Below are 17,943 nucleotides of genomic sequence, written 5' to 3' on the forward strand. Positions count from 1 at the left end.
TGATACCGCGCTCACGCTCTTCTGGAGCGTTATCGATTGATGCGAAGTCACGAGCAGCACCACCGTACACTTTTGAAAGTGTAGTACAGATAGCAGCAGTTAGAGTTGTTTTACCGTGGTCAACGTGACCGATAGTACCAACGTTTACGTGCGGTTTTACGCGTTCAAATTTTTCTTTAGACACAATTGTGTTCCTTCCTAGTTAAGATACGCCCCCTACTAGGTCGGGGACGGCTCTGAAGTTTGTATTTTATGCGTCAATAGCCATCGACGCAATAATGAAATTAGTTACGTTCTGCAATAATTTTGTCAGTAACATTCTTTGGCATTTCAGCGTACTCGCTAAACTCCATAGAATAAGACGCACGGCCTTGTGTTGCTGAACGCAAATCAGTTGCATAGCCAAACATTGCCGATAATGGAACTTGTGCACGAATAATTTTAATACCCGCATTGCCTTCGTCCATACCTTCGATCATGCCGCGACGACGGTTAAGATCGCCAACAACATCACCCATCCAATCCTCAGGCGTGGTAATTTCAACTTTCATCATAGGCTCAAGCAATACAGGGTTTGCTTGTAGCGCACCTTGTCTTAATGCCATTGAACCTGCGATTTTAAATGCAATATCGTTAGAATCAGTTTCGTGGAATGAACCGTCGAACAGCGTTGCTTTAACATCAACCATTGGGTAGCCAGCAAGCACACCACTCTTCATTTGTTCTTCGATACCAATCGCAGCAGCCGTGATATACTCTTTCGGCACGCTACCATTCACGATTTCATCTACGAATACGAAACCTTCACCAGGCTCAGTTGGTTCTAATCGTAAGCAAACGTGACCATATTGGTTACGCCCACCCGTTTCACCAGCTTGGCGAATGAATTTACCTTCGACTTCCGTTGTACCACGAATACTTTCACGGTAAGCAACTTGTGGGTTACCCACATTACAGTCAACGCTAAATTCACGTTTCATTCGATCAACAATGATATCAAGGTGAAGTTCACCCATACCAGAAATTAATGTCTGGCCAGATTCATTATCAATTTCTACTCGGAAAGATGGATCTTCCATCGCTAATTTTTCTAGCGCGATTGCCATCTTATCCTGATCGGCTGTTGAACGAGGCTCAACAACGATCTGAATTACTGGTTCAGGGAAGTCCATGCGCTCAAGAATCACTTTATGATTTTGATCACATAGGGTGTCACCTGTTGTCGCAAATTTAAGGCCAATAGCTGCAGCGATATCGCCAGCACGCACTTCTTTGACCTCTTCACGCTTATTCGCATGCATTTGAACAATGCGACCTAAACGTTCACGTTTATCTTTAATGCTGTTAAAGACAGTATCACCTGAATTTACAACACCAGAATAAACACGCATGAATGTTAACGTACCTACAAACGGGTCTGTTGCAATTTTGAACGCAAGAGCAGCAAAAGGTTCATTGTCATCTGAGTGACGTTCAACAGGGTTACCGTTTTCATCTTCACCAGTAATTGCTTTTACTTCTGTTGGTGAAGGAAGGAAATCAACAACTGCATCAAGTACTGCCTGAACACCTTTGTTCTTGAATGCAGAACCACAAGTCGCGAGTACGATTTCGTTGTTGAGTGTACGTTGACGAAGACCAGCTTTAATTTCAGCTTCAGTCAGTTCGCCTTCTTCAAGGTATTTATCCATTAGTTCGTCATTCGCTTCAGCGGCAGACTCAACTAAATTCATGCGCCATTCTTCTGCTTCTTCTAATAACTCAGCAGGAATGTCTTCATAGGTAAAACTAGTCCCTTGATCAACTTCTGACCAGTTAATGGCCTTCATTTTGATCAGGTCAATTACACCTTTAAATTCATCTTCAGCACCAATATTCAGTTGAATAGGTACTGGGTTTGCGCCAAGACGGGTTTTAATTTGCTCGATAACGCGAAGGAAATCGGCACCAGTACGGTCCATCTTGTTAACGAAAACCATGCGTGGTACTTCGTATCTATCAGCTTGACGCCATACAGTCTCTGACTGAGGCTCTACACCTGAAGAACCACAGAACACAACAACAGCACCATCTAATACACGTAGTGAACGTTCAACTTCAATGGTGAAGTCTACGTGTCCTGGAGTATCAATGATGTTGATTCGGTGCTCGTCGAACTGCTTGTCCATACCGCGCCAAAAGGTGGTTGTTGCAGCAGAGGTGATCGTGATGCCACGTTCTTGCTCCTGCTCCATCCAATCCATAGTAGCAGCGCCGTCGTGTACTTCACCAATCTTGTGAGATAGGCCTGTATAAAACAGGATGCGCTCGGTCGTTGTTGTTTTACCGGCGTCAACGTGAGCACAGATACCAATATTACGGTAGCGCTCGATAGGCGTTTTGCGTGCCACGGTTGTATCCTCTTACTAAGGTGAACCTTAGAATATGGTTTAGGCACAGCAGGAAAACCTGCCGTGCCCAAGCGGTATTACCAGCTATATTACCAGCGGTAATGTGCGAACGCTTTGTTCGCATCTGCCATACGGTGAACGTCTTCACGTTTCTTAACAGCAGAACCTTTGTTGTCAGCCGCATCAAGCATTTCGCCTGCTAGACGCTGAGCCATAGATTTTTCACCACGCTTACGCGCAGCTTCAACTAACCAACGCATAGCTAGTGCATTACGACGTACTGGACGTACTTCTACAGGCACCTGGTAAGTTGAACCACCCACACGGCGAGACTTAACTTCTACCGCTGGACGTACATTTTCAAGAGCTTTTTCAAATACAGCTAGGTGTTCTTCACCAGAACGCTCAGCCATAGTTTCTAGTGCAGAGTAAACAATTTTTTCTGCAGTAGATTTTTTACCGTCAACCATAAGGATGTTAACGAATTTTGCCAGCAATTCTGATTTGAATTTAGGATCTGGAAGGATCTTACGCTGACCGATTACGCGACGACGTGGCATGGATTATCTCCGTTGTCTTCTTCAGGTTATCCAAAACTTTTCAGTTTCTTCAAAATTAAATAATTTTAGTGTTTGGCCTTACTTAACGGAATCCATTAAGACTTAGGACGCTTCACACCGTACTTAGAACGACCTTGTTTACGGTCATTAACGCCTGCACAGTCAAGTGCACCACGAACAGTGTGGTAACGAACACCCGGTAAGTCTTTAACACGACCACCGCGGATAAGAACAACTGAGTGCTCCTGAAGGTTGTGACCTTCACCGCCGATGTATGATGTTACTTCGAAACCGTTTGTTAGACGAACACGACATACTTTACGTAATGCTGAGTTCGGTTTTTTAGGTGTAGTAGTGTAAACACGAGTACATACACCACGTTTTTGTGGGCACGCTTCTAGTGCTGGCACGTTGCTTTTTACAACTTGCTTAGCACGTGGCTTACGTACCAACTGGTTAATAGTTGCCATTAAATAGCTCCTGAATATTACTTTCGTAAGGTGAAAAATCTGCCTCCCAACAACAGGAGGACGCGAAATTTTAGGCATCGCACCCTAGGGTGTCAAGATCTAACCAACGATCAATCAAGTGATCATTTCTTAAACAATCCGTTTTTTATCACTTTTAAGGCTAATATCATACTTATTCACGCCCATTTCATATGCTGCTCATGCTTAACGGTTAACGAAACAAAGCCTTTATAATCAATAACATTAAGATTCTCATCACATTTACCTTGTAATCCACGTGCAATGAGATCAGCCTCAAGTAAATAAATTTTTACGCCAATATTTTTTATTACATTTAAATAATTATTTTTTGCCAAACTGGCGATCACAGCATCTTCTAACAGCAATATTTCATCACCAGCGGCAACATATGCTAAACATTGGGCCAAAGATTGGCTTTGATAGGGTGAGCGAGTAACGGTATGAAGCATTACGACCTCAAAATGTAAGAAGTTGTCGACATTGATGCATTTTTTCTATTAATTGTGCTTGTTCACAAACAATCACATCGATGATCAAATCATCTGTTGTTAGTCCGCGCGCACGGAGTGATTCTGCATTCACATAAATATTTTCAACATCATAAAGTTCAAGCATTTTAAATGTTGCAATATAATCTCGACTTAAAATTGCTTGTGGCTGCTGCTGTTTTAATAACTGAAATACACCATCATCAATAAAATACAGTGACAACTCTTCAGTATAAGCCGAACTTGCCAATACAGCATCTAGCCCTTCTCGCCCACTATTGTTGCCATGTGGTGAAGTTCTAAAGATAAAACCCAGTGAATTCATATCTATACCACTAAAATTGTATGACGCGATCTGCCGTTAACAAGACTTCAGCAAGACCACCAAGCCCTACCTGTTCAAAGCCATCTGCAAGATTGACAGCAGATAATTGGTTTTGCTCTGCTTCTTGTTCACTGACAATACCGCGACGCAATGCGGCAGCCACACAGGTTTGCAATTCAACATTATGCGTTTTAGCTAATGCTTGCCATGCCGCCACAAGATCAAATTCATCGGATGCTGGTGCCGTTAATGCAGAGCCATTTAACACGCCATCTTGATAAAAAAACACGCGTTGTAATACGTGTCCTTCTTCAATTAATGCACTTGCAAATTGATAAGCTGAACGTGAGGTTTGGTTTCCGTATGCAGGACCATTGACCACGATAGCGTAAGTTAAACTCACTTCTCACCATCCTCGGTTTTTCGCTGGCGAATATACAGATACACAGTGTGTTTGGAGATATTTAAACGATCTGCAACACGATTAATCGCATCTTTAATATCGAAAATGCCTTTATCAAACAACTCCATCACGATTTGACGGTTTTTGGCATTATTTGATACGTTTTTATCTGCATTAATTTCTTCGATAGTACGTTCTACCGTTTGATCAACGAGCTCATCAACATCGCTGGCAAAGTTAACGGTTGATGCCGCTTGCTTAGCTTCATCAGTAGGCATAAACGACTGCAGAATTTGAGAGAAAGGGGCATCTAAATTAACGTTTATACACAGCAGGCCAATGATATTATTTTCACCGTTACGAATGGCAATCGTGATTGACTTCATTAAGTCACCACCTTTAGCACGGGTGAAATAAGCACGAGAAAAATTGCGCTCAGAACCTTCAATATCGCGTAGCATGCGTAATGCAAGATCAGTGATTGGCGAGCCAACTTTACGGCCGGTATTTTCTCCGTTAGCAATCTTAATCGCAGAGGTGTTGAGATCGGCTAATGAATGGAGCACGATTTCACAAAAGGGACCAATTAACGCTGCTAAACCATCAACAACGGCTTCATAAGAGCGAAGAATAATATAATCATGCTCAGAGAAGATTCGGCTATCGACGATATCACTGTCGACCATCACCTCTGAACCAAAGTTATCAGTTGAAACCACTTTTCAATCTTCCATGTTGCAATCAATACTATTAATACGACTTATACATTCAACTTATGTATTAAATAGAATCAATAAAATTTAAAATATTGCTAGTAAGTTTATCAGATAATTAAAAAGAAAAGACCCGACATAAGTCGGGTCTTGATATTTATCAGCATATTTATTGGTAAATATTGCTCAACTATTGTGTTTTTGTCTCTGTAGCTGCTGGTTTTTCAGCTGGTGCCGCTGCAGGTTTTGCAGTTTTATCACCTTTAATACTTAGTAGCTCAACTTGGAAAACCAATGTTGAATTAGCTGGAATGCTTGGGTTTGCTTGAGCGCCGTAAGCAAGTTGTGGTGGAATAACAAACTCAAACTTTGAACCTACAGGCATTAGCTGAACGCCTTCAGTCCAACCAGGGATTACTTGATTTAAAGGGAAAGTGGCAGGTTGATTACGCTGGTAAGAACTGTCAAATACGGTACCGTCAGTTAGCATGCCTTTGTAATTTACTTCAACTGTATCGGTTGCTGTTGGTTTTGGACCTGTACCTTCTTTCTCAATCTTGTACATTAGGCCGGTTTTAGTTGTTACAACACCCGCTTCTTTCGAGAACTTAGTACGGAACTCTTCACCAGCTTTTATGTTTTTCTCAGCTTCAGCTTTTGCTTTTTCTTCAACAATTTTAGCTACGCGCTGGTCAAGTTCTTGAAGCGCTTGTTGGGTTTGCTCTTGCGTTAAACGACTCTTACCCGCAAATACATCTTCAACACCTTGAAGTACGTCTTGACGATTTAGGTCTAGACCTAGCTCTTTTTGCTGATCAAGGTTGGCTGATAGGTATTGCGCCAGTGATGCACCAATTGCATAAGCTGCTTTTTGATTTTCAGTTTTAAATTCAACTTTAGCATCAGCAGCTGGAGTCTTAGCAGCAACCTGCTCTACTTTCGCAGGTTCAGCAGGCTTATTGGTGTCTGCTTTATTATCATCCTGACAACCAACAGCGAGGAAAATTGTTGCTGCCAATACAGACATCTTTAGAACAGGTTTCATGTATTTCTCCATCAGTCAGTGAGGCAATGCCTCATTTTTTAACTGTACTTTTTAGAATGAGTATGAAAATAAAGTTATAACAATATACTACTAGCATTTGATTAAGTAACTGTAAAAAGCATGTCAGTTCAGTTATTTAATCAGACTAATTTACTCTACTAGTTACCCTATGCAAGCGGAACAAGAGCTTAATGTATAAAACTTTTTTTTCATTTTGTTTATTTTTATCCACTTTGACCTTGAGTGGTTGTTTCTTTTCTGGCTCAGAAGTCCAACGCTGGCAATTAGCCCCACAAGGTGCAACCAGTTTTAGCCTTAGCCGAGATGGTCGTTTTGCAATAGTTGCTGCAATCGAACAAGGTATCGTGCTATGGGACTTACATCAAAACAAAAAGTTAGCTGATTTTGGTTCTCAAGATCAACATCACAGTACGGTGATAAGTAGCCATATTTCTGACAATAAACGTTTTGCTATCACGGCCACAGCACAAAATTTTGCTATTTGGGATCTTGGCTGGTCCCAAGCACAAGGTTTATGGTCGATTGATGACACTACCATTAGAGATGTCGCTATTGCCAATAATGGCGACGACATCTTATTAGCGCTAAGTAATGGTAAGGCCTTATTTATCAATATTAGCACAGGAAGACGACTTGAGTTTTTAGCTCATCAAGAGAAAGTTAATAGTGTCGCTCTCTCTCCTAATGGCCGTTACGCGCTATCCGGCGGCAATGATCATAATGGCTATTTATGGGATACCCGAACAGGACAAATCTTGTATGGTTTCCCTCATAAAAGTCGCATTACTCGAGTCGCACTACAACGAGATGGAAAATTTGCCCTGACTGCCGATGGCACCAATGACGTCTTTATTTGGGATTTAACCAACGGCAAGAAAGTATCAGAGCTAGACATTACCCTTCGCCAACAAACCCTTTCGAGTGCGCGTTTTTCTGATGATGGTTCAATGGTAGCAACTGGCACTCCCTCACGCCGAGTGGAGTTATGGCAAACATCGGATGGGAAAAATATCGGTAGTTGGAAGGCGGAACGTCAGCAAGACACTCGACCCGCTACAGCAGTGGTGTATGATGTCGCTATTAGCCCAACAGGTAACGTCATCTCTGGATCATCATCTGGATTTGCCCAAGCCTGGTCAACCGATTGAAAACGACCATGACTGAGATTGAACAATTACAACACCGTATTGATGAACTTGAAATGAAACAAGCCTTTCAAGAGCAAACTATTGATGATCTTAATGATGCCCTTACCAAACAACAGTTCATGATTGACCGCATGGAAGTTCAGATGAGATTTTTAGTGGGTAAGGTAAAAGGCATGCAAGCACCAAATATGGCTAGCGAGTCGGAAGAAACTCCGCCGCCACACTATTAATCGTGTTTGACTAAAAAATGAAAACAAAAAAGGAAGCCTAAGCTTCCTTTTTTATTGATATCATCAAATGATATTAGTGAGAGCAGCAACCGCCTTTCTCTTCGCCACCGCAGCAACCTTCGTCACTGTTACCGTGATCGCCACAACCGCCTTCGCCGCCACAACAACCACCACCTTGATGTAGGTGACCGTGTGCAATTTCTTCTTCAGTCGCTGCGCGTACTGCAACAACTTCAACATCAAAACCTAGCGTTTGACCAGCAAGCATGTGGTTACCATCAACAACTACGTGATCGCCATCAACTTCAGTTACTTCAACAGGGATTGGACCTTGATCAGTATCTGCTAGGAAACGCATACCAACAGTAATTTCATCAACACCTTGGAATACGTTTGCAGGAACACGTTGAACCATTTCGTCCATGTGCTCGCCGTAAGCGTCAGCAGGAGCAACAGTTACTTCGAACTTGTCGCCAGCTACATGACCTTCAAGCGCTGCTTCAAGGCCAGGAATTAGATTGTTATGACCGTGAAGGTAATCAAGTGGAGCTTCAACTGTTGATTGATCTACAACTACACCATCTTCAGTTTTCACTTGGTAAGCTAAGCTTACTACTGTGTCTTTAGCGACTTTCATGTTTACTCCAAAATTTGAGCTTGGGGTGATAAGTTTTGCTCGACATCATACAGGATAATATGGCAATGATGCTAATTCCGTATTAGTCAGGTTTGAAAACACCTATCACTTGTTGTTTGGTCGTTGACGAAAGTTGTTCACTTTCTTGTACCGATTGTGGCACCCGTGTATCTGCATGATCACAAGCCACACACTCGACATATTCAACATCATCTTGTTGCCACCAGCGTAAAGTATCGATGGTTTGACAACTAGGGCATGCAGCCCCTGCGATAAATCGTTTTTTTATCATCCTGCTCTTTCCTTGATCATCACACAAGCGCTAGCTTAATCCCAACCATGATGGCGCTCTTCCTCACCTCGCATTTCACGATCGAAAATTTCTTCTAACTCTTTACGGGCTTCTTTTTGCCTTGATGCTAAATTGACGTCTTCACTATGCTGCGGCAATAGGTCCCGTAAGGCTTGTGTATCTATTTTACGAAAATGTGCCTCAGCACGTTTCGCTTTATACGGATGCATACCTAAAGATATGAGGGCTTGGCGACCTAAATCAAGAGCACCAGCAAAAGTTTCACGTGAGAAACATTCAACGCCTTGACCTAGTAATTGATGCGCTTCAACACGACTTCTCGCCCGCGCTAATATTTTTAAGTGCGGGAAATGTTGCTGACACATAGCCACCACTTCCATGACTTCTGTCGGTGCATCAGTACAGATAATAATTGCTTCCGCATTATCTGCCCCTGCTGCGCGGAGCAAATCTAACTGAGTAGCATCACCGTAAAAAACTTTATAACCGAACTTGCGTAAAAATTGGATTTGGCTCGGATCGCGCTCAAGTACGGTTACTTTAATTTTATTAGCAAACAGTAATCGTCCTATAACTTGTCCAAAGCGTCCAAAACCTGTAATGATGACACGGGGGGCACGATCAACAATATCCGACTCTGGCTCAGGTTGCTCACTCGCTTTGAAGCTTCGCACAAACCAGCGATTTTGAAGCGTTAATACGAGCGGCGTTGTCATCATTGATATACTTACAACCACCAGCAAGAAAGCTAATAATTGCGCATCGAGTAAACCTTCAGCACGAGCGGCAGTAAACAAGACAAACGCAAACTCACCACCCTGACTTAAAATCGCCGCCATCTGACTACGTGACTTTTCTCTTACGCCAAATATCCGGGCTAAAAGATAGAGCACGATGCCTTTTACTGCGATTAATGCTAATACCGCGGCTAAAATCTGTAATGGATATTGCCACAGTAACCCAATATTTACCGCCATACCCACTGAGATAAAAAACAGCCCCAGTAATAACCCTTTAAACGGCTCTATCGCAATTTCTAATTCATGGCGATATTCGCTCTCAGCTAATAGCACCCCCGCTAAGAATGCCCCTAACGCCATGGATAATCCAAGCGCCTGCATAATCAATGCAATACCAAGCACTAACAGTAATGCCGCAACATTAAACAGTTCACGAACACCACTCATCACCACATAACGAAACAGTGGACGAAGTAAAAAATGTCCACCGACAAGGAGTACGGCGATACCCCCTAACATCCAGAATGCATCATTCCAACTCCCCCCTTTACCACCAGCGAGAGCTGGGAGTAAAGCAAGCATTGGGATCACCGCTATATCTTGAAATAGCAGTACCGCAAAACCCGATTGCCCCGTTTCACTTCCTGATAATTGCTGCTCTTCTATTACACGTAGTGCAATTGCTGTTGAAGATAACGCCAGCCCCATGCCAATCACGGCTGAATCACGCCACGTCAGCGAAGGTAAAAAGCCATTAAGGCTCATAACCACTACGGCAATAACCCCACTGGTGATCACCACCTGCCCACCACCTAACCCTAAAATGGGTTTACGCATTTGCCACAGTGTTTTCGGATTAAGCTCTAAACCAATCAGAAACAGTAACAACACAACGCCAAATTCAGAGAAATGGAGGATAGCATCAACATCGGAGATCAAGCCTAAGCCCCAAGGGCCAATGGCAATACCCGCAATCAAATAGCCTAACACTGAACCTAAGCCAAGCTTTTGCGCCAAAGGGACGGCAATAATAGCTGCGGCCAAAAAAACCACACTTAGAACAAGGAAATCATTGGTCATTGTTGGTCTCCTTCTTCGTTAAGCTAATTCGAGGCTCAATAATCAAAGGGTTCGCTAACCATGATTGGTATGCGCGTGCATGTTGGTTTAATTCATCCTGCGTGACGCGTCTTGCCCAGTGCAAGATAAGTGGCGGTAACCAATGCATTTGGCAAAGATCAGCACAAATTTCAAATGGCTTTAAAATGGTATCAATACCATAACGGTTATAACCATCCGGACTATAAGCTTCTGCTCCACCGCCAGTCGTGATCACCGAGCGCCAATATTTACCCACGGTTTCATTACCGTCACCGTGAGCGAAGCCTTTGCTTAACACTCTATCAAACCACTCTTTCAACAATGATGGGCAGGAATACATATAGAGCGGATGCTGGAAAATAATGATGTCGTGACTCGCGATCAGCTCATGCTCTGCGACAACATCGATAAAGAAATCGGGGTACGTGGCATATAAATCATGCACAGTAACGTGACCTAATAGCTCAATATCTTGCAACATTGCGCGATTAGCAACGGACTCATCAGGATCAGGATGAGCAAAAATAATGAGAATTGATGGTAAGTTTTGTCGTGTCATAACATCCTTTGACAATCGTTCATATTCATCATGTGCAACAATAAGGACTTGCTCAGTATTATTCCATCATACCTAATTGTTAACAAACATGATCTTTTGTTTATCATTTGTTCAGCAAAACGTAACCTAAAGCAATAGAGAGATGTTAGCCACTCTGCGCTGTTTGAGTTAGACTTCTGCCCATAAGTCCAGTTTATTTAGTGGAGCGGGCAAGACCCCGGCAATATTGATGATTATCTTTTCAGATATCCAACTTCTACGTGGTGGCAAAGTATTACTTGAAAACGCCACTTCAACGATCCACCCGGGCGACAAAGTCGGTCTTGTCGGTAAAAACGGTTGTGGTAAATCGACCCTGTTCGCTTTACTGAAAAATGAACTCAGCTTAGATGCTGGCAACTGCCAATTTCCGAGTAACTGGGAAATGGCATGGGTTGCTCAAGAGACACCAGCGTTAGAGCGCGCAGCTATTGAGTATGTCATTGATGGCGACCGTGAATACCGTGAACTTGAACGCCAACTCCTTGCCGCAGAACAAGCTGATGATGGTACTAAAGTCGCAGAGCTTCACGGTAAAATGGACACCATTGGTGGCTATAGTATCAATGCTCGTGCGGCTGAATTACTTGACGGCCTCGGCTTTTCACAGCACCAGATGCAATGGAACCTAACTCAATTTTCGGGTGGTTGGCGTATGCGCCTTAACCTTGCTCAAGCGCTATTATGCCGCTCTGATCTGCTACTACTCGATGAGCCAACTAACCACTTAGATTTAGATGCAGTAATGTGGCTGGAAAAATGGCTGCAAAGCTACCGTGGTACCTTGGTGTTAATTTCCCATGACCGCGATTTCTTAGATCCTGTGGTTAACCGCATTATCCATATTGAAAATCAAACCATGCACAGTTACACCGGTAACTATTCATCGTTTGAAGTACAACGCGCCGAAAAACTAGTGCTACAACAAGCGATGTACCAGAAACAACAAAAGCAAATGACGCACATGCAGTCATACATTGAACGTTTCCGTTACAAGGCCAGTAAAGCACGCCAAGCGCAAAGTCGTATTAAAGCCCTCGAACGTATGGAAAAAGTGTTACCGGCTCAGTTTGATAACCCATTCAGTTTTGAATTCCGCGAGCCAAGTGCTCTGCCGAACCCAATCTTAATGATGGATCAAGTTGCCGCAGGTTATGACGACTTACTGATTTTAGAAAAAATTCGCCTGAATCTTGTTCCTGGTAGTCGTATTGGCCTACTTGGTCGAAATGGTGCCGGTAAATCGACTCTGATAAAAATGCTATCGGGTGATTTACCAGCGAAAGCCGGTGATATGGCGTATTCGCAAGGGGTTAAAATTGGTTACTTTGCCCAGCACCAATTAGAAACCTTGTACCTTGATGATACCCCAGTTCAGCATATGGCACGTATTGCGCCACAAGCAACCGAGCAACAACTCCGTGATTATTTAGGTAGTTTTGGTTTTATTGGTGATAAAGCACTAGAAAAAGTCGGTCCGTTTTCTGGCGGTGAGAAAGCCCGCTTAGTGCTAGCACTGATTGTATGGCAACGTCCTAACCTATTACTGCTCGATGAGCCAACCAACCACCTTGATTTAGATATGCGCCAAGCACTAACGTTGGCACTGCAATCTTATGAAGGTGCAATGGTTATTGTCAGTCACGACCGTTACTTACTACGTGCGACAACCGATGACTTATATTTAGTACATGATCGCCAAGTCGTACCGTTTGATGGTGATTTAAATGATTATCACAAATGGCTTACCGAGCAACAGCGTAATGAGCGCCGTGATCAACAAGCAACAAAACCTGAAACCAACAAAGATAACAGCGCGGCATCGCGTAAAGAGCAAAAACGTTTAGAGGCAGAGTTCCGTAAACAAACAGCCCCTATTCGTAAAGAAATCACCAAGCTTGAAAAGCAAATGGATAAGCTCAATGCCATCATCACCGATGCTGAAACCGCATTAAGCGATAGCAGTATTTATGAGGCCGAGAACAAAGTCCGTATGAATGAGCAATTAAAACTGCAAGGCGATGCAAAATCGGATTTGGAAGATGTAGAAGTTGCTTGGATGGAGTTACAAGAGCAATTAGAAGAGATGGAATCTCAATTTAGTGCCGAATAATATCGCCTAACACCTATAACGCCAACGAGTACTTCGTTGGCGTTGTTATTTTTAGTTATCTAGAACAAAGGGCAACCACTACCAAATCATCATCACGCATGCTGCCGTTAGTGCTCCCATCGTCTGATTAAACCGAATCGTGCGACGTTCTGATGTTAGCCAATGACGTATCACCACTCCAGTTGCAGTCCATAGCGAAACGCAAACAAAACCCACCACGAAAAATACCGATACAATCATTAATATCGATAACCAATAGTGCTCCCCGCTAACGGCGAAGGTGCTTACTGCCGTTGCTGACATCATCCATGCTTTAGGATTAACGTATTGAAACAGAGCAGCAGAGAATACACTCATCGGTTTCGCCTTCACTGTTTGCTCTGTTTTACTCATGCTGCCAGCAGTGGCTATTTTCCATGCTAAATACAATAAGTACGTACACCCAACAACTTTTAATACCTCGTGAACCATAGGATAACGTTCAAAAATAATGCCGAGCCCTGCCGCCAGTAAACTGATCATGCTCGCCATACCCACACTGATCCCCGTAATATGCGGAACACTACGCCAATAACCAAAGTTTGCTCCAGAGGCGGTCACCATCATATTGTTAGGCCCCGGCGTGCCTGTCATTAATATGGCAAATAAAATAACTGAGATGATTGTTGATCCTTCCACACACTTTCCTTAATAAACGATAGAAATAAAACTATCCAGATCATCTCCCACGAAATTGTACCGATACAATTTTAGTTATTTCGCGACAACATAAAAAATCTCTGGCAATACGGTTGTTTTGTGCGCACAATTTAACCTAACAAGGGAAGTTATTAAGATCAAAGGATTTATTGTCACCATGACAATCGAGAAAAAGTTATTAAATATCCAACTTATCGCTAAAACTAAAGAACCACTTTATCGTCAAATTGCAGATGGAATTGCACGAGCTATCGAGCAAGGTGACATCGCAATTGGGGAGAAACTCCCCACACACCGCGCACTTGCCGATCAATTACAGGTTACCGTCGGTACAGTGACACGTGCTTATGCAGAAGCGGAACGACGTCATCTTGTCGAAGCACGTATTGGGGCTGGGACGTATGTCTGTGATAACAATAAAAACCATCACTGGATCTATCAATTAGAAGAGTTACAGACTGAAGAATGTAATTTCGGCTATAACATTCCTCCGCGATTTGATCGCAGTGAGATGATAAGCAAAGCGATGGCAAAAATTAGTGCTAATCCCTCGCAATTAAATGACATGATGTTGTATCAGCCACCACAAGGGATCGATAATCATCGTCATATCGTTTGCCAATGGTTAAATCAAAAAGGCATTGATGTTTCATCAGAGCAGATGTATTTCACCTCAGGCGCACAACATGCTGCGGAATTATTGCTGAGTATTTTCTGTCGTGCTGGTGATACCGTGTTAGTCGAACACTTTTGCTACCCCGGCTTTCTAACCCTTGCTCGTCAACATGGTATTACCCTAAAAAGTGTTGAGATGGATGAAGATGGGGTGATCCCTGCCAGTCTCGCATCGGCCTGTGAACTCTACCAACCACGGCTAATATATTTAACACCAACCCAGCAAAACCCAACTTCGGTAACAATGCCGCTCTCTCGTCGTGAAGAAGTGATTAGCGTGTGTCGTGAGCATAATGTGTTAATTGCGGAAGATGACGTCAACGGATTACTGCCGCCCTCACCGCCACCGCCTTTAATCAACCTAGCACCTGAACATGTAATCCACATCGGAGGGTTATCAAAATGCCTCGCACCAGGACTTCGCTTAGGTTACATCCAAGTGCCGAAACAGTGGCAGCAACATCTAAGTGCAGCACTCTATAACCACAGCTTAATGATCAGCCCACTGCTCTCTGCTATCGCTTGTGAATTAATTGTTCAAGGTGATGCCGATCGGGTATTAACGACCGTTCGTACTGAAATACAACAACGGCAATTATTGGTACAGCAATACCTTGGTGAGTTTGCCATTACAACCCAGACTTATAGTTTTCATGTTTGGCTGCAATTACCAGAAGACTGGCGCTTAAGTGATTTTATGGCGGCAACAACAGCCCGTGGAGTCATAGTTAAATCAGCAGAATTATTTACTCCTAGAGGTAATCATATTCAACCAGCAGTACGGCTCGCCATTAGCTCACCGCTAAACCAACAGCAATTGATCTTTGGCTTAAAAACCATTGCCGAGTTATTACGCCACCCCCCTTTATCCCATTTTTCGCTGTAACAGAGGATATTCATGTCTCAATTTACGCCAGCATCAGGGTTACAAAATCCACACATTCAAACCTTATTACCGCGATTTGTTCGTCGCCAGCCACTATTCACACCTGTGACGCAACGACTGACCACGCCTGATGATGACTTTCTTGATCTCGCTTGGACAGAAGCTCCTACAGACGATAGCAAACCATTAATGATCCTATTCCATGGTTTAGAAGGCAGCTTCCATAGTCCGTATGCCAATGGACTATTATATGCTGCAAAACAACAAGGTTGGCTTGGGGTTATGATGCATTTTAGAGGCTGCAGCGGTGAGCTAAACCGTCAACCTAGAGGTTATCACTCAGGTGAAGTCAGTGATGCACGCTTTTTCATTACATGGTTACGTGAGCAATTCCCCCTACGGCCTTTTATCGCAGTGGGAGTATCCCTTGGCGGTAATATGCTGATTAACTATCTTGCAAAATATGGTGACGACAGTGATCTCGTTGCCGCTCAAGCGGTGTCTCCCCCATTAAATTTAGCCTCATGCTCGGCACGTATTCAACAAGGTTTTTCTAAGATCTATCAGCAATATCTACTCAACTCGATGAAGCGCACAATGGCAAAACGAATAACACTTCATCAAGATAAAATGCCCATCACCCACCAGCAATTAGCTGCGATAAATACGGTATGGCAATTTGATCAGCACATTACCGCTCCTCTCCATGGTTTTATTGATGCTGACGATTATTATCAACGTTGTAGTGGCCTTCAACAGCTCAACTTGATCAGTACACCACTGCGGATTATCCATGCCAAAGACGATCCGTTCATGACCGAATCGGTGATCCCATCACAACCATTGCCGAGTAATATCGACTACAACTTATATGAAAAAGGTGGCCATGTTGGGTTCGTTAGTGGTTCTATTTTTAAACCGACGTTTTGGCTCGAACACAGCGTTCCAACATGGTTTAAAACCAAACTCACCACTCCTCAATAGGGCTAGTGATATTTTTATCATATACTGCGCGTATCAGTAACGCAGTCGACGAGACATAAAATGATCATTCCTTGGCAAGATATCGCCCCAGAAACACTGACTAACCTGATTGAACAATTTGTGCTACGTGAAGGCACTGATTACGGTGAAGTTGAAATGAGCTTAGAAAACAAAGTGAATTACGTGATGCAGCAACTGAAATCCGGTGATGCTGTGATTGTATTTTCTGAATTGCATGAATCTGTCGACATAAAATTACGCAATCAGTTGCAATAAGTTTTATTAATGTGAGTCGTGCCCAGAGAGTTACGACTCAAAACTTGCCTCCGCTAGCAGTTTCACTTTTCAATCCCGACATCCCTGTTAACTTGTAGTAGCATTGTTGCCCGATCAGGTAATTTTATTATTGCCTGCTTTCTCATTTATCTTTCGATAATCAACAACGACAAGGTTAGTCATGTCTGCAAAACATCCTATTATTGCAGTTACTGGTTCATCAGGAGCAGGAACCACGACGACTTCTGAAGCATTCCGAAAGATGTTCAATATGATGAACATTAATGCGGCATGGCTAGAAGGCGATAGCTTCCATCGCTATACCCGCCCTGAAATGGACACTGAGATCCGCAAAGCTAAAGAGCAAGGTCGACATATCAGCTATTTTGGCTCAGAAGCCAATGACTTTGCCCAATTAGAGCAATTTTTCAAACAATATGGTGAAGATGGCACTGGCCGCTTTCGCCGTTATCTACACACATTTGACGAAGCCGTACCCTACAACCAAATGCCCGGAACGTTTACTCCGTGGCAACAGTTAGCAGAAAACACTGATTTACTCTTTTATGAAGGCTTACATGGTGGGGTTGTCGATGGCGAGATCCATGTCGCACAGCATGTTGATCTTCTTATTGGAATGGTACCCATTGTTAACTTGGAGTGGATCCAAAAAATTGTTCGTGACACGAGAGATCGAGGGCACTCTCGCGAAGCGGTGATGGAGTCAATCGTTCGCTCCATGGACGATTACTTAAATTATTTAACTCCGCAATTTTCACGCACACATATCAACTTTCAACGTGTACCAACCGTTGATACCTCAAACCCGGTGAGTGCCAAAGGGATCCCAAGCTTAGATGAAAGCTTTGTTGTGATCCGATTTCGCGGTTTAAATAATGTCGATTTTCCGTATTTACTTTCCATGATCCAAGGCTCATTTATGTCACGTCATAACACGCTTGTCGTCCCTGGTGGAAAAATGAGTTTTGCAATGGAATTGATCATGCGCCCCCTTATCGAGAAACTGATTAATACAGGGAAAATCAGTTAAGTTTGCACAAACGAAAATAAATAGAAAAAAGGTTGGCACAAACACCAACCTTTTTC

Annotated in this window: 21 protein-coding genes; 7 read left to right on the forward strand and 14 right to left on the reverse strand. The window is 43.1% G+C overall.

Going from position 1 to position 17,943, the window contains the following annotated elements:
• From C9J41_RS12640 to fkpA, 9 genes are all read right to left on the reverse strand, one after another.
• Nucleotides 1-184 (reverse strand): GTP-binding protein (locus C9J41_RS12640; RefSeq protein ID WP_233217677.1); only part of this gene is annotated, 184 nt, incomplete at its 3' end.
• Nucleotides 185-284: 100 nt separating this feature from the next.
• Nucleotides 285-2,390, reverse strand: coding sequence for an elongation factor G (gene fusA / locus C9J41_RS12645; RefSeq protein ID WP_107207519.1), 2,106 nt, complete (start codon nt 2,388-2,390; stop codon nt 285-287).
• A gap of 89 nt (nt 2,391-2,479) precedes the next feature.
• Complete coding sequence (rpsG, locus tag C9J41_RS12650; RefSeq protein WP_005371760.1) at nt 2,480-2,950, reverse strand: 30S ribosomal protein S7; 471 nt, start codon at nt 2,948-2,950, stop codon at nt 2,480-2,482.
• Nucleotides 2,951-3,045: 95 nt separating this feature from the next.
• Nucleotides 3,046-3,420: a 30S ribosomal protein S12 gene (rpsL, locus tag C9J41_RS12655; RefSeq protein WP_004399892.1), complete on the reverse strand. Its 375-nt coding sequence runs from the start codon at nt 3,418-3,420 to the stop codon at nt 3,046-3,048.
• Nucleotides 3,421-3,596: 176 nt separating this feature from the next.
• Complete coding sequence (gene tusB, locus C9J41_RS12660; protein ID WP_107207518.1) at nt 3,597-3,890, reverse strand: sulfurtransferase complex subunit TusB; 294 nt, start codon at nt 3,888-3,890, stop codon at nt 3,597-3,599.
• 7 nt (nt 3,891-3,897) lie between these two features.
• On the reverse strand, nt 3,898-4,254 hold the full coding sequence (gene tusC, locus C9J41_RS12665; protein ID WP_005371769.1) for a sulfurtransferase complex subunit TusC: 357 nt from the start codon (nt 4,252-4,254) through the stop codon (nt 3,898-3,900).
• A 10-nt stretch (nt 4,255-4,264) separates the two neighbouring features.
• Nucleotides 4,265-4,657 carry a sulfurtransferase complex subunit TusD gene (tusD, locus tag C9J41_RS12670; RefSeq protein ID WP_107292503.1) on the reverse strand — a complete coding sequence of 131 codons (393 nt, stop codon included), beginning with the start codon at nt 4,655-4,657 and terminating at the stop codon, nt 4,265-4,267.
• A complete protein-coding gene (locus tag C9J41_RS12675) occupies nt 4,654-5,376 on the reverse strand; it encodes a transcriptional regulator (protein WP_005371773.1) in 723 nt (240 codons plus the stop codon). Before C9J41_RS12675 ends, tusD begins: the two co-directional genes overlap by 4 nt.
• A gap of 184 nt (nt 5,377-5,560) precedes the next feature.
• Nucleotides 5,561-6,415 carry an FKBP-type peptidyl-prolyl cis-trans isomerase gene (fkpA, locus tag C9J41_RS12680; RefSeq protein WP_107207516.1) on the reverse strand — a complete coding sequence of 285 codons (855 nt, stop codon included), beginning with the start codon at nt 6,413-6,415 and terminating at the stop codon, nt 5,561-5,563.
• 191 nt (nt 6,416-6,606) lie between these two features.
• Between fkpA and C9J41_RS12685 the strand changes: the two genes are divergently transcribed.
• Both C9J41_RS12685 and C9J41_RS12690 read left to right on the forward strand, forming a co-directional pair.
• Nucleotides 6,607-7,584, forward strand: a complete 978-nt coding sequence (locus C9J41_RS12685; RefSeq protein WP_107247122.1) for a WD40 repeat domain-containing protein — start codon at nt 6,607-6,609, stop codon at nt 7,582-7,584.
• Between the two features lie 8 nt (nt 7,585-7,592).
• A complete protein-coding gene (locus C9J41_RS12690) occupies nt 7,593-7,814 on the forward strand; it encodes a SlyX family protein (RefSeq protein WP_005371779.1) in 222 nt (73 codons plus the stop codon).
• A gap of 73 nt (nt 7,815-7,887) precedes the next feature.
• Here C9J41_RS12690 and slyD read toward each other — a convergent pair whose 3' ends face one another.
• From slyD to kefG, 4 genes are all read right to left on the reverse strand, one after another.
• Entirely contained in the window at nt 7,888-8,451 is a 564-nt protein-coding gene (gene slyD / locus C9J41_RS12695) for a peptidylprolyl isomerase (protein WP_107207514.1), read from the reverse strand.
• An 82-nt stretch (nt 8,452-8,533) separates the two neighbouring features.
• Nucleotides 8,534-8,743 carry a YheV family putative zinc ribbon protein gene (locus C9J41_RS12700; protein WP_107207513.1) on the reverse strand — a complete coding sequence of 70 codons (210 nt, stop codon included), beginning with the start codon at nt 8,741-8,743 and terminating at the stop codon, nt 8,534-8,536.
• 35 nt (nt 8,744-8,778) lie between these two features.
• Entirely contained in the window at nt 8,779-10,584 is a 1,806-nt protein-coding gene (kefB, locus tag C9J41_RS12705; protein ID WP_107247120.1) for a glutathione-regulated potassium-efflux system protein KefB, read from the reverse strand.
• Nucleotides 10,574-11,164 carry a glutathione-regulated potassium-efflux system ancillary protein KefG gene (kefG, locus tag C9J41_RS12710; protein WP_107207511.1) on the reverse strand — a complete coding sequence of 197 codons (591 nt, stop codon included), beginning with the start codon at nt 11,162-11,164 and terminating at the stop codon, nt 10,574-10,576. Before kefG ends, kefB begins: the two co-directional genes overlap by 11 nt.
• A gap of 229 nt (nt 11,165-11,393) precedes the next feature.
• Between kefG and C9J41_RS12715 the strand changes: the two genes are divergently transcribed.
• Nucleotides 11,394-13,316 (forward strand): ABC transporter ATP-binding protein, encoded by a 1,923-nt coding sequence (locus C9J41_RS12715; RefSeq protein WP_107207510.1) that lies wholly within the window; start codon nt 11,394-11,396, stop codon nt 13,314-13,316.
• Between the two features lie 78 nt (nt 13,317-13,394).
• Here C9J41_RS12715 and C9J41_RS12720 read toward each other — a convergent pair whose 3' ends face one another.
• Nucleotides 13,395-13,994, reverse strand: coding sequence for a LysE family translocator (locus C9J41_RS12720; protein ID WP_107294662.1), 600 nt, complete (start codon nt 13,992-13,994; stop codon nt 13,395-13,397).
• A 178-nt stretch (nt 13,995-14,172) separates the two neighbouring features.
• Here C9J41_RS12720 and C9J41_RS12725 point away from each other — a divergent pair, with 178 nt between their 5' ends.
• The 4 genes from C9J41_RS12725 (at nt 14,173) to C9J41_RS12740 (ending at nt 17,887) form a co-directional block, all read left to right on the forward strand.
• On the forward strand, nt 14,173-15,576 hold the full coding sequence (locus tag C9J41_RS12725) for a PLP-dependent aminotransferase family protein (protein ID WP_107207508.1): 1,404 nt from the start codon (nt 14,173-14,175) through the stop codon (nt 15,574-15,576).
• A 12-nt stretch (nt 15,577-15,588) separates the two neighbouring features.
• Entirely contained in the window at nt 15,589-16,560 is a 972-nt protein-coding gene (locus tag C9J41_RS12730; protein WP_107290821.1) for a hydrolase, read from the forward strand.
• Nucleotides 16,561-16,620: 60 nt separating this feature from the next.
• On the forward strand, nt 16,621-16,836 hold the full coding sequence (locus tag C9J41_RS12735) for a YheU family protein (RefSeq protein WP_005371799.1): 216 nt from the start codon (nt 16,621-16,623) through the stop codon (nt 16,834-16,836).
• Nucleotides 16,837-17,017: 181 nt separating this feature from the next.
• The gene (locus C9J41_RS12740) at nt 17,018-17,887 is read left to right on the forward strand and encodes a phosphoribulokinase (RefSeq protein ID WP_005371800.1); all 870 of its coding nucleotides are present in this window, start codon (nt 17,018-17,020) and stop codon (nt 17,885-17,887) included.
• Nucleotides 17,888-17,943 lie beyond the last annotated feature (56 nt).

The organism is Photobacterium sp. GB-50, assembly GCF_003026755.1.
GTDB lineage: Bacteria > Pseudomonadota > Gammaproteobacteria > Enterobacterales > Vibrionaceae > Photobacterium.

Bases quoted from the DNA above. Each gene is read 5' to 3' on its own strand.
- rpsG (WP_005371760.1), bottom strand. From the start codon at position 2,950: ATGCCACGTCGTCGCGTAATCGGTCAGCGTAAGATCCTTCCAGATCCT.
- rpsL (WP_004399892.1), bottom strand. From the start codon at position 3,420: ATGGCAACTATTAACCAGTTGGTACGTAAGCCACGTGCTAAGCAAGTT.
- tusB (WP_107207518.1), bottom strand. From the start codon at position 3,890: ATGCTTCATACCGTTACTCGCTCACCCTATCAAAGCCAATCTTTGGCC.
- tusC (WP_005371769.1), bottom strand. From the start codon at position 4,254: ATGAATTCACTGGGTTTTATCTTTAGAACTTCACCACATGGCAACAAT.
- fkpA (WP_107207516.1), bottom strand. From the start codon at position 6,415: ATGAAACCTGTTCTAAAGATGTCTGTATTGGCAGCAACAATTTTCCTC.
- C9J41_RS12685 (WP_107247122.1), top strand. From the start codon at position 6,607: ATGTATAAAACTTTTTTTTCATTTTGTTTATTTTTATCCACTTTGACC.
- C9J41_RS12690 (WP_005371779.1), top strand. From the start codon at position 7,593: ATGACTGAGATTGAACAATTACAACACCGTATTGATGAACTTGAAATG.
- slyD (WP_107207514.1), bottom strand. From the start codon at position 8,451: ATGAAAGTCGCTAAAGACACAGTAGTAAGCTTAGCTTACCAAGTGAAA.
- C9J41_RS12700 (WP_107207513.1), bottom strand. From the start codon at position 8,743: ATGATAAAAAAACGATTTATCGCAGGGGCTGCATGCCCTAGTTGTCAA.
- kefB (WP_107247120.1), bottom strand. From the start codon at position 10,584: ATGACCAATGATTTCCTTGTTCTAAGTGTGGTTTTTTTGGCCGCAGCT.
- kefG (WP_107207511.1), bottom strand. From the start codon at position 11,164: ATGACACGACAAAACTTACCATCAATTCTCATTATTTTTGCTCATCCT.
- C9J41_RS12715 (WP_107207510.1), top strand. From the start codon at position 11,394: ATGATTATCTTTTCAGATATCCAACTTCTACGTGGTGGCAAAGTATTA.
- C9J41_RS12725 (WP_107207508.1), top strand. From the start codon at position 14,173: ATGACAATCGAGAAAAAGTTATTAAATATCCAACTTATCGCTAAAACT.
- C9J41_RS12730 (WP_107290821.1), top strand. From the start codon at position 15,589: ATGTCTCAATTTACGCCAGCATCAGGGTTACAAAATCCACACATTCAA.
- C9J41_RS12735 (WP_005371799.1), top strand. From the start codon at position 16,621: ATGATCATTCCTTGGCAAGATATCGCCCCAGAAACACTGACTAACCTG.
- C9J41_RS12740 (WP_005371800.1), top strand. From the start codon at position 17,018: ATGTCTGCAAAACATCCTATTATTGCAGTTACTGGTTCATCAGGAGCA.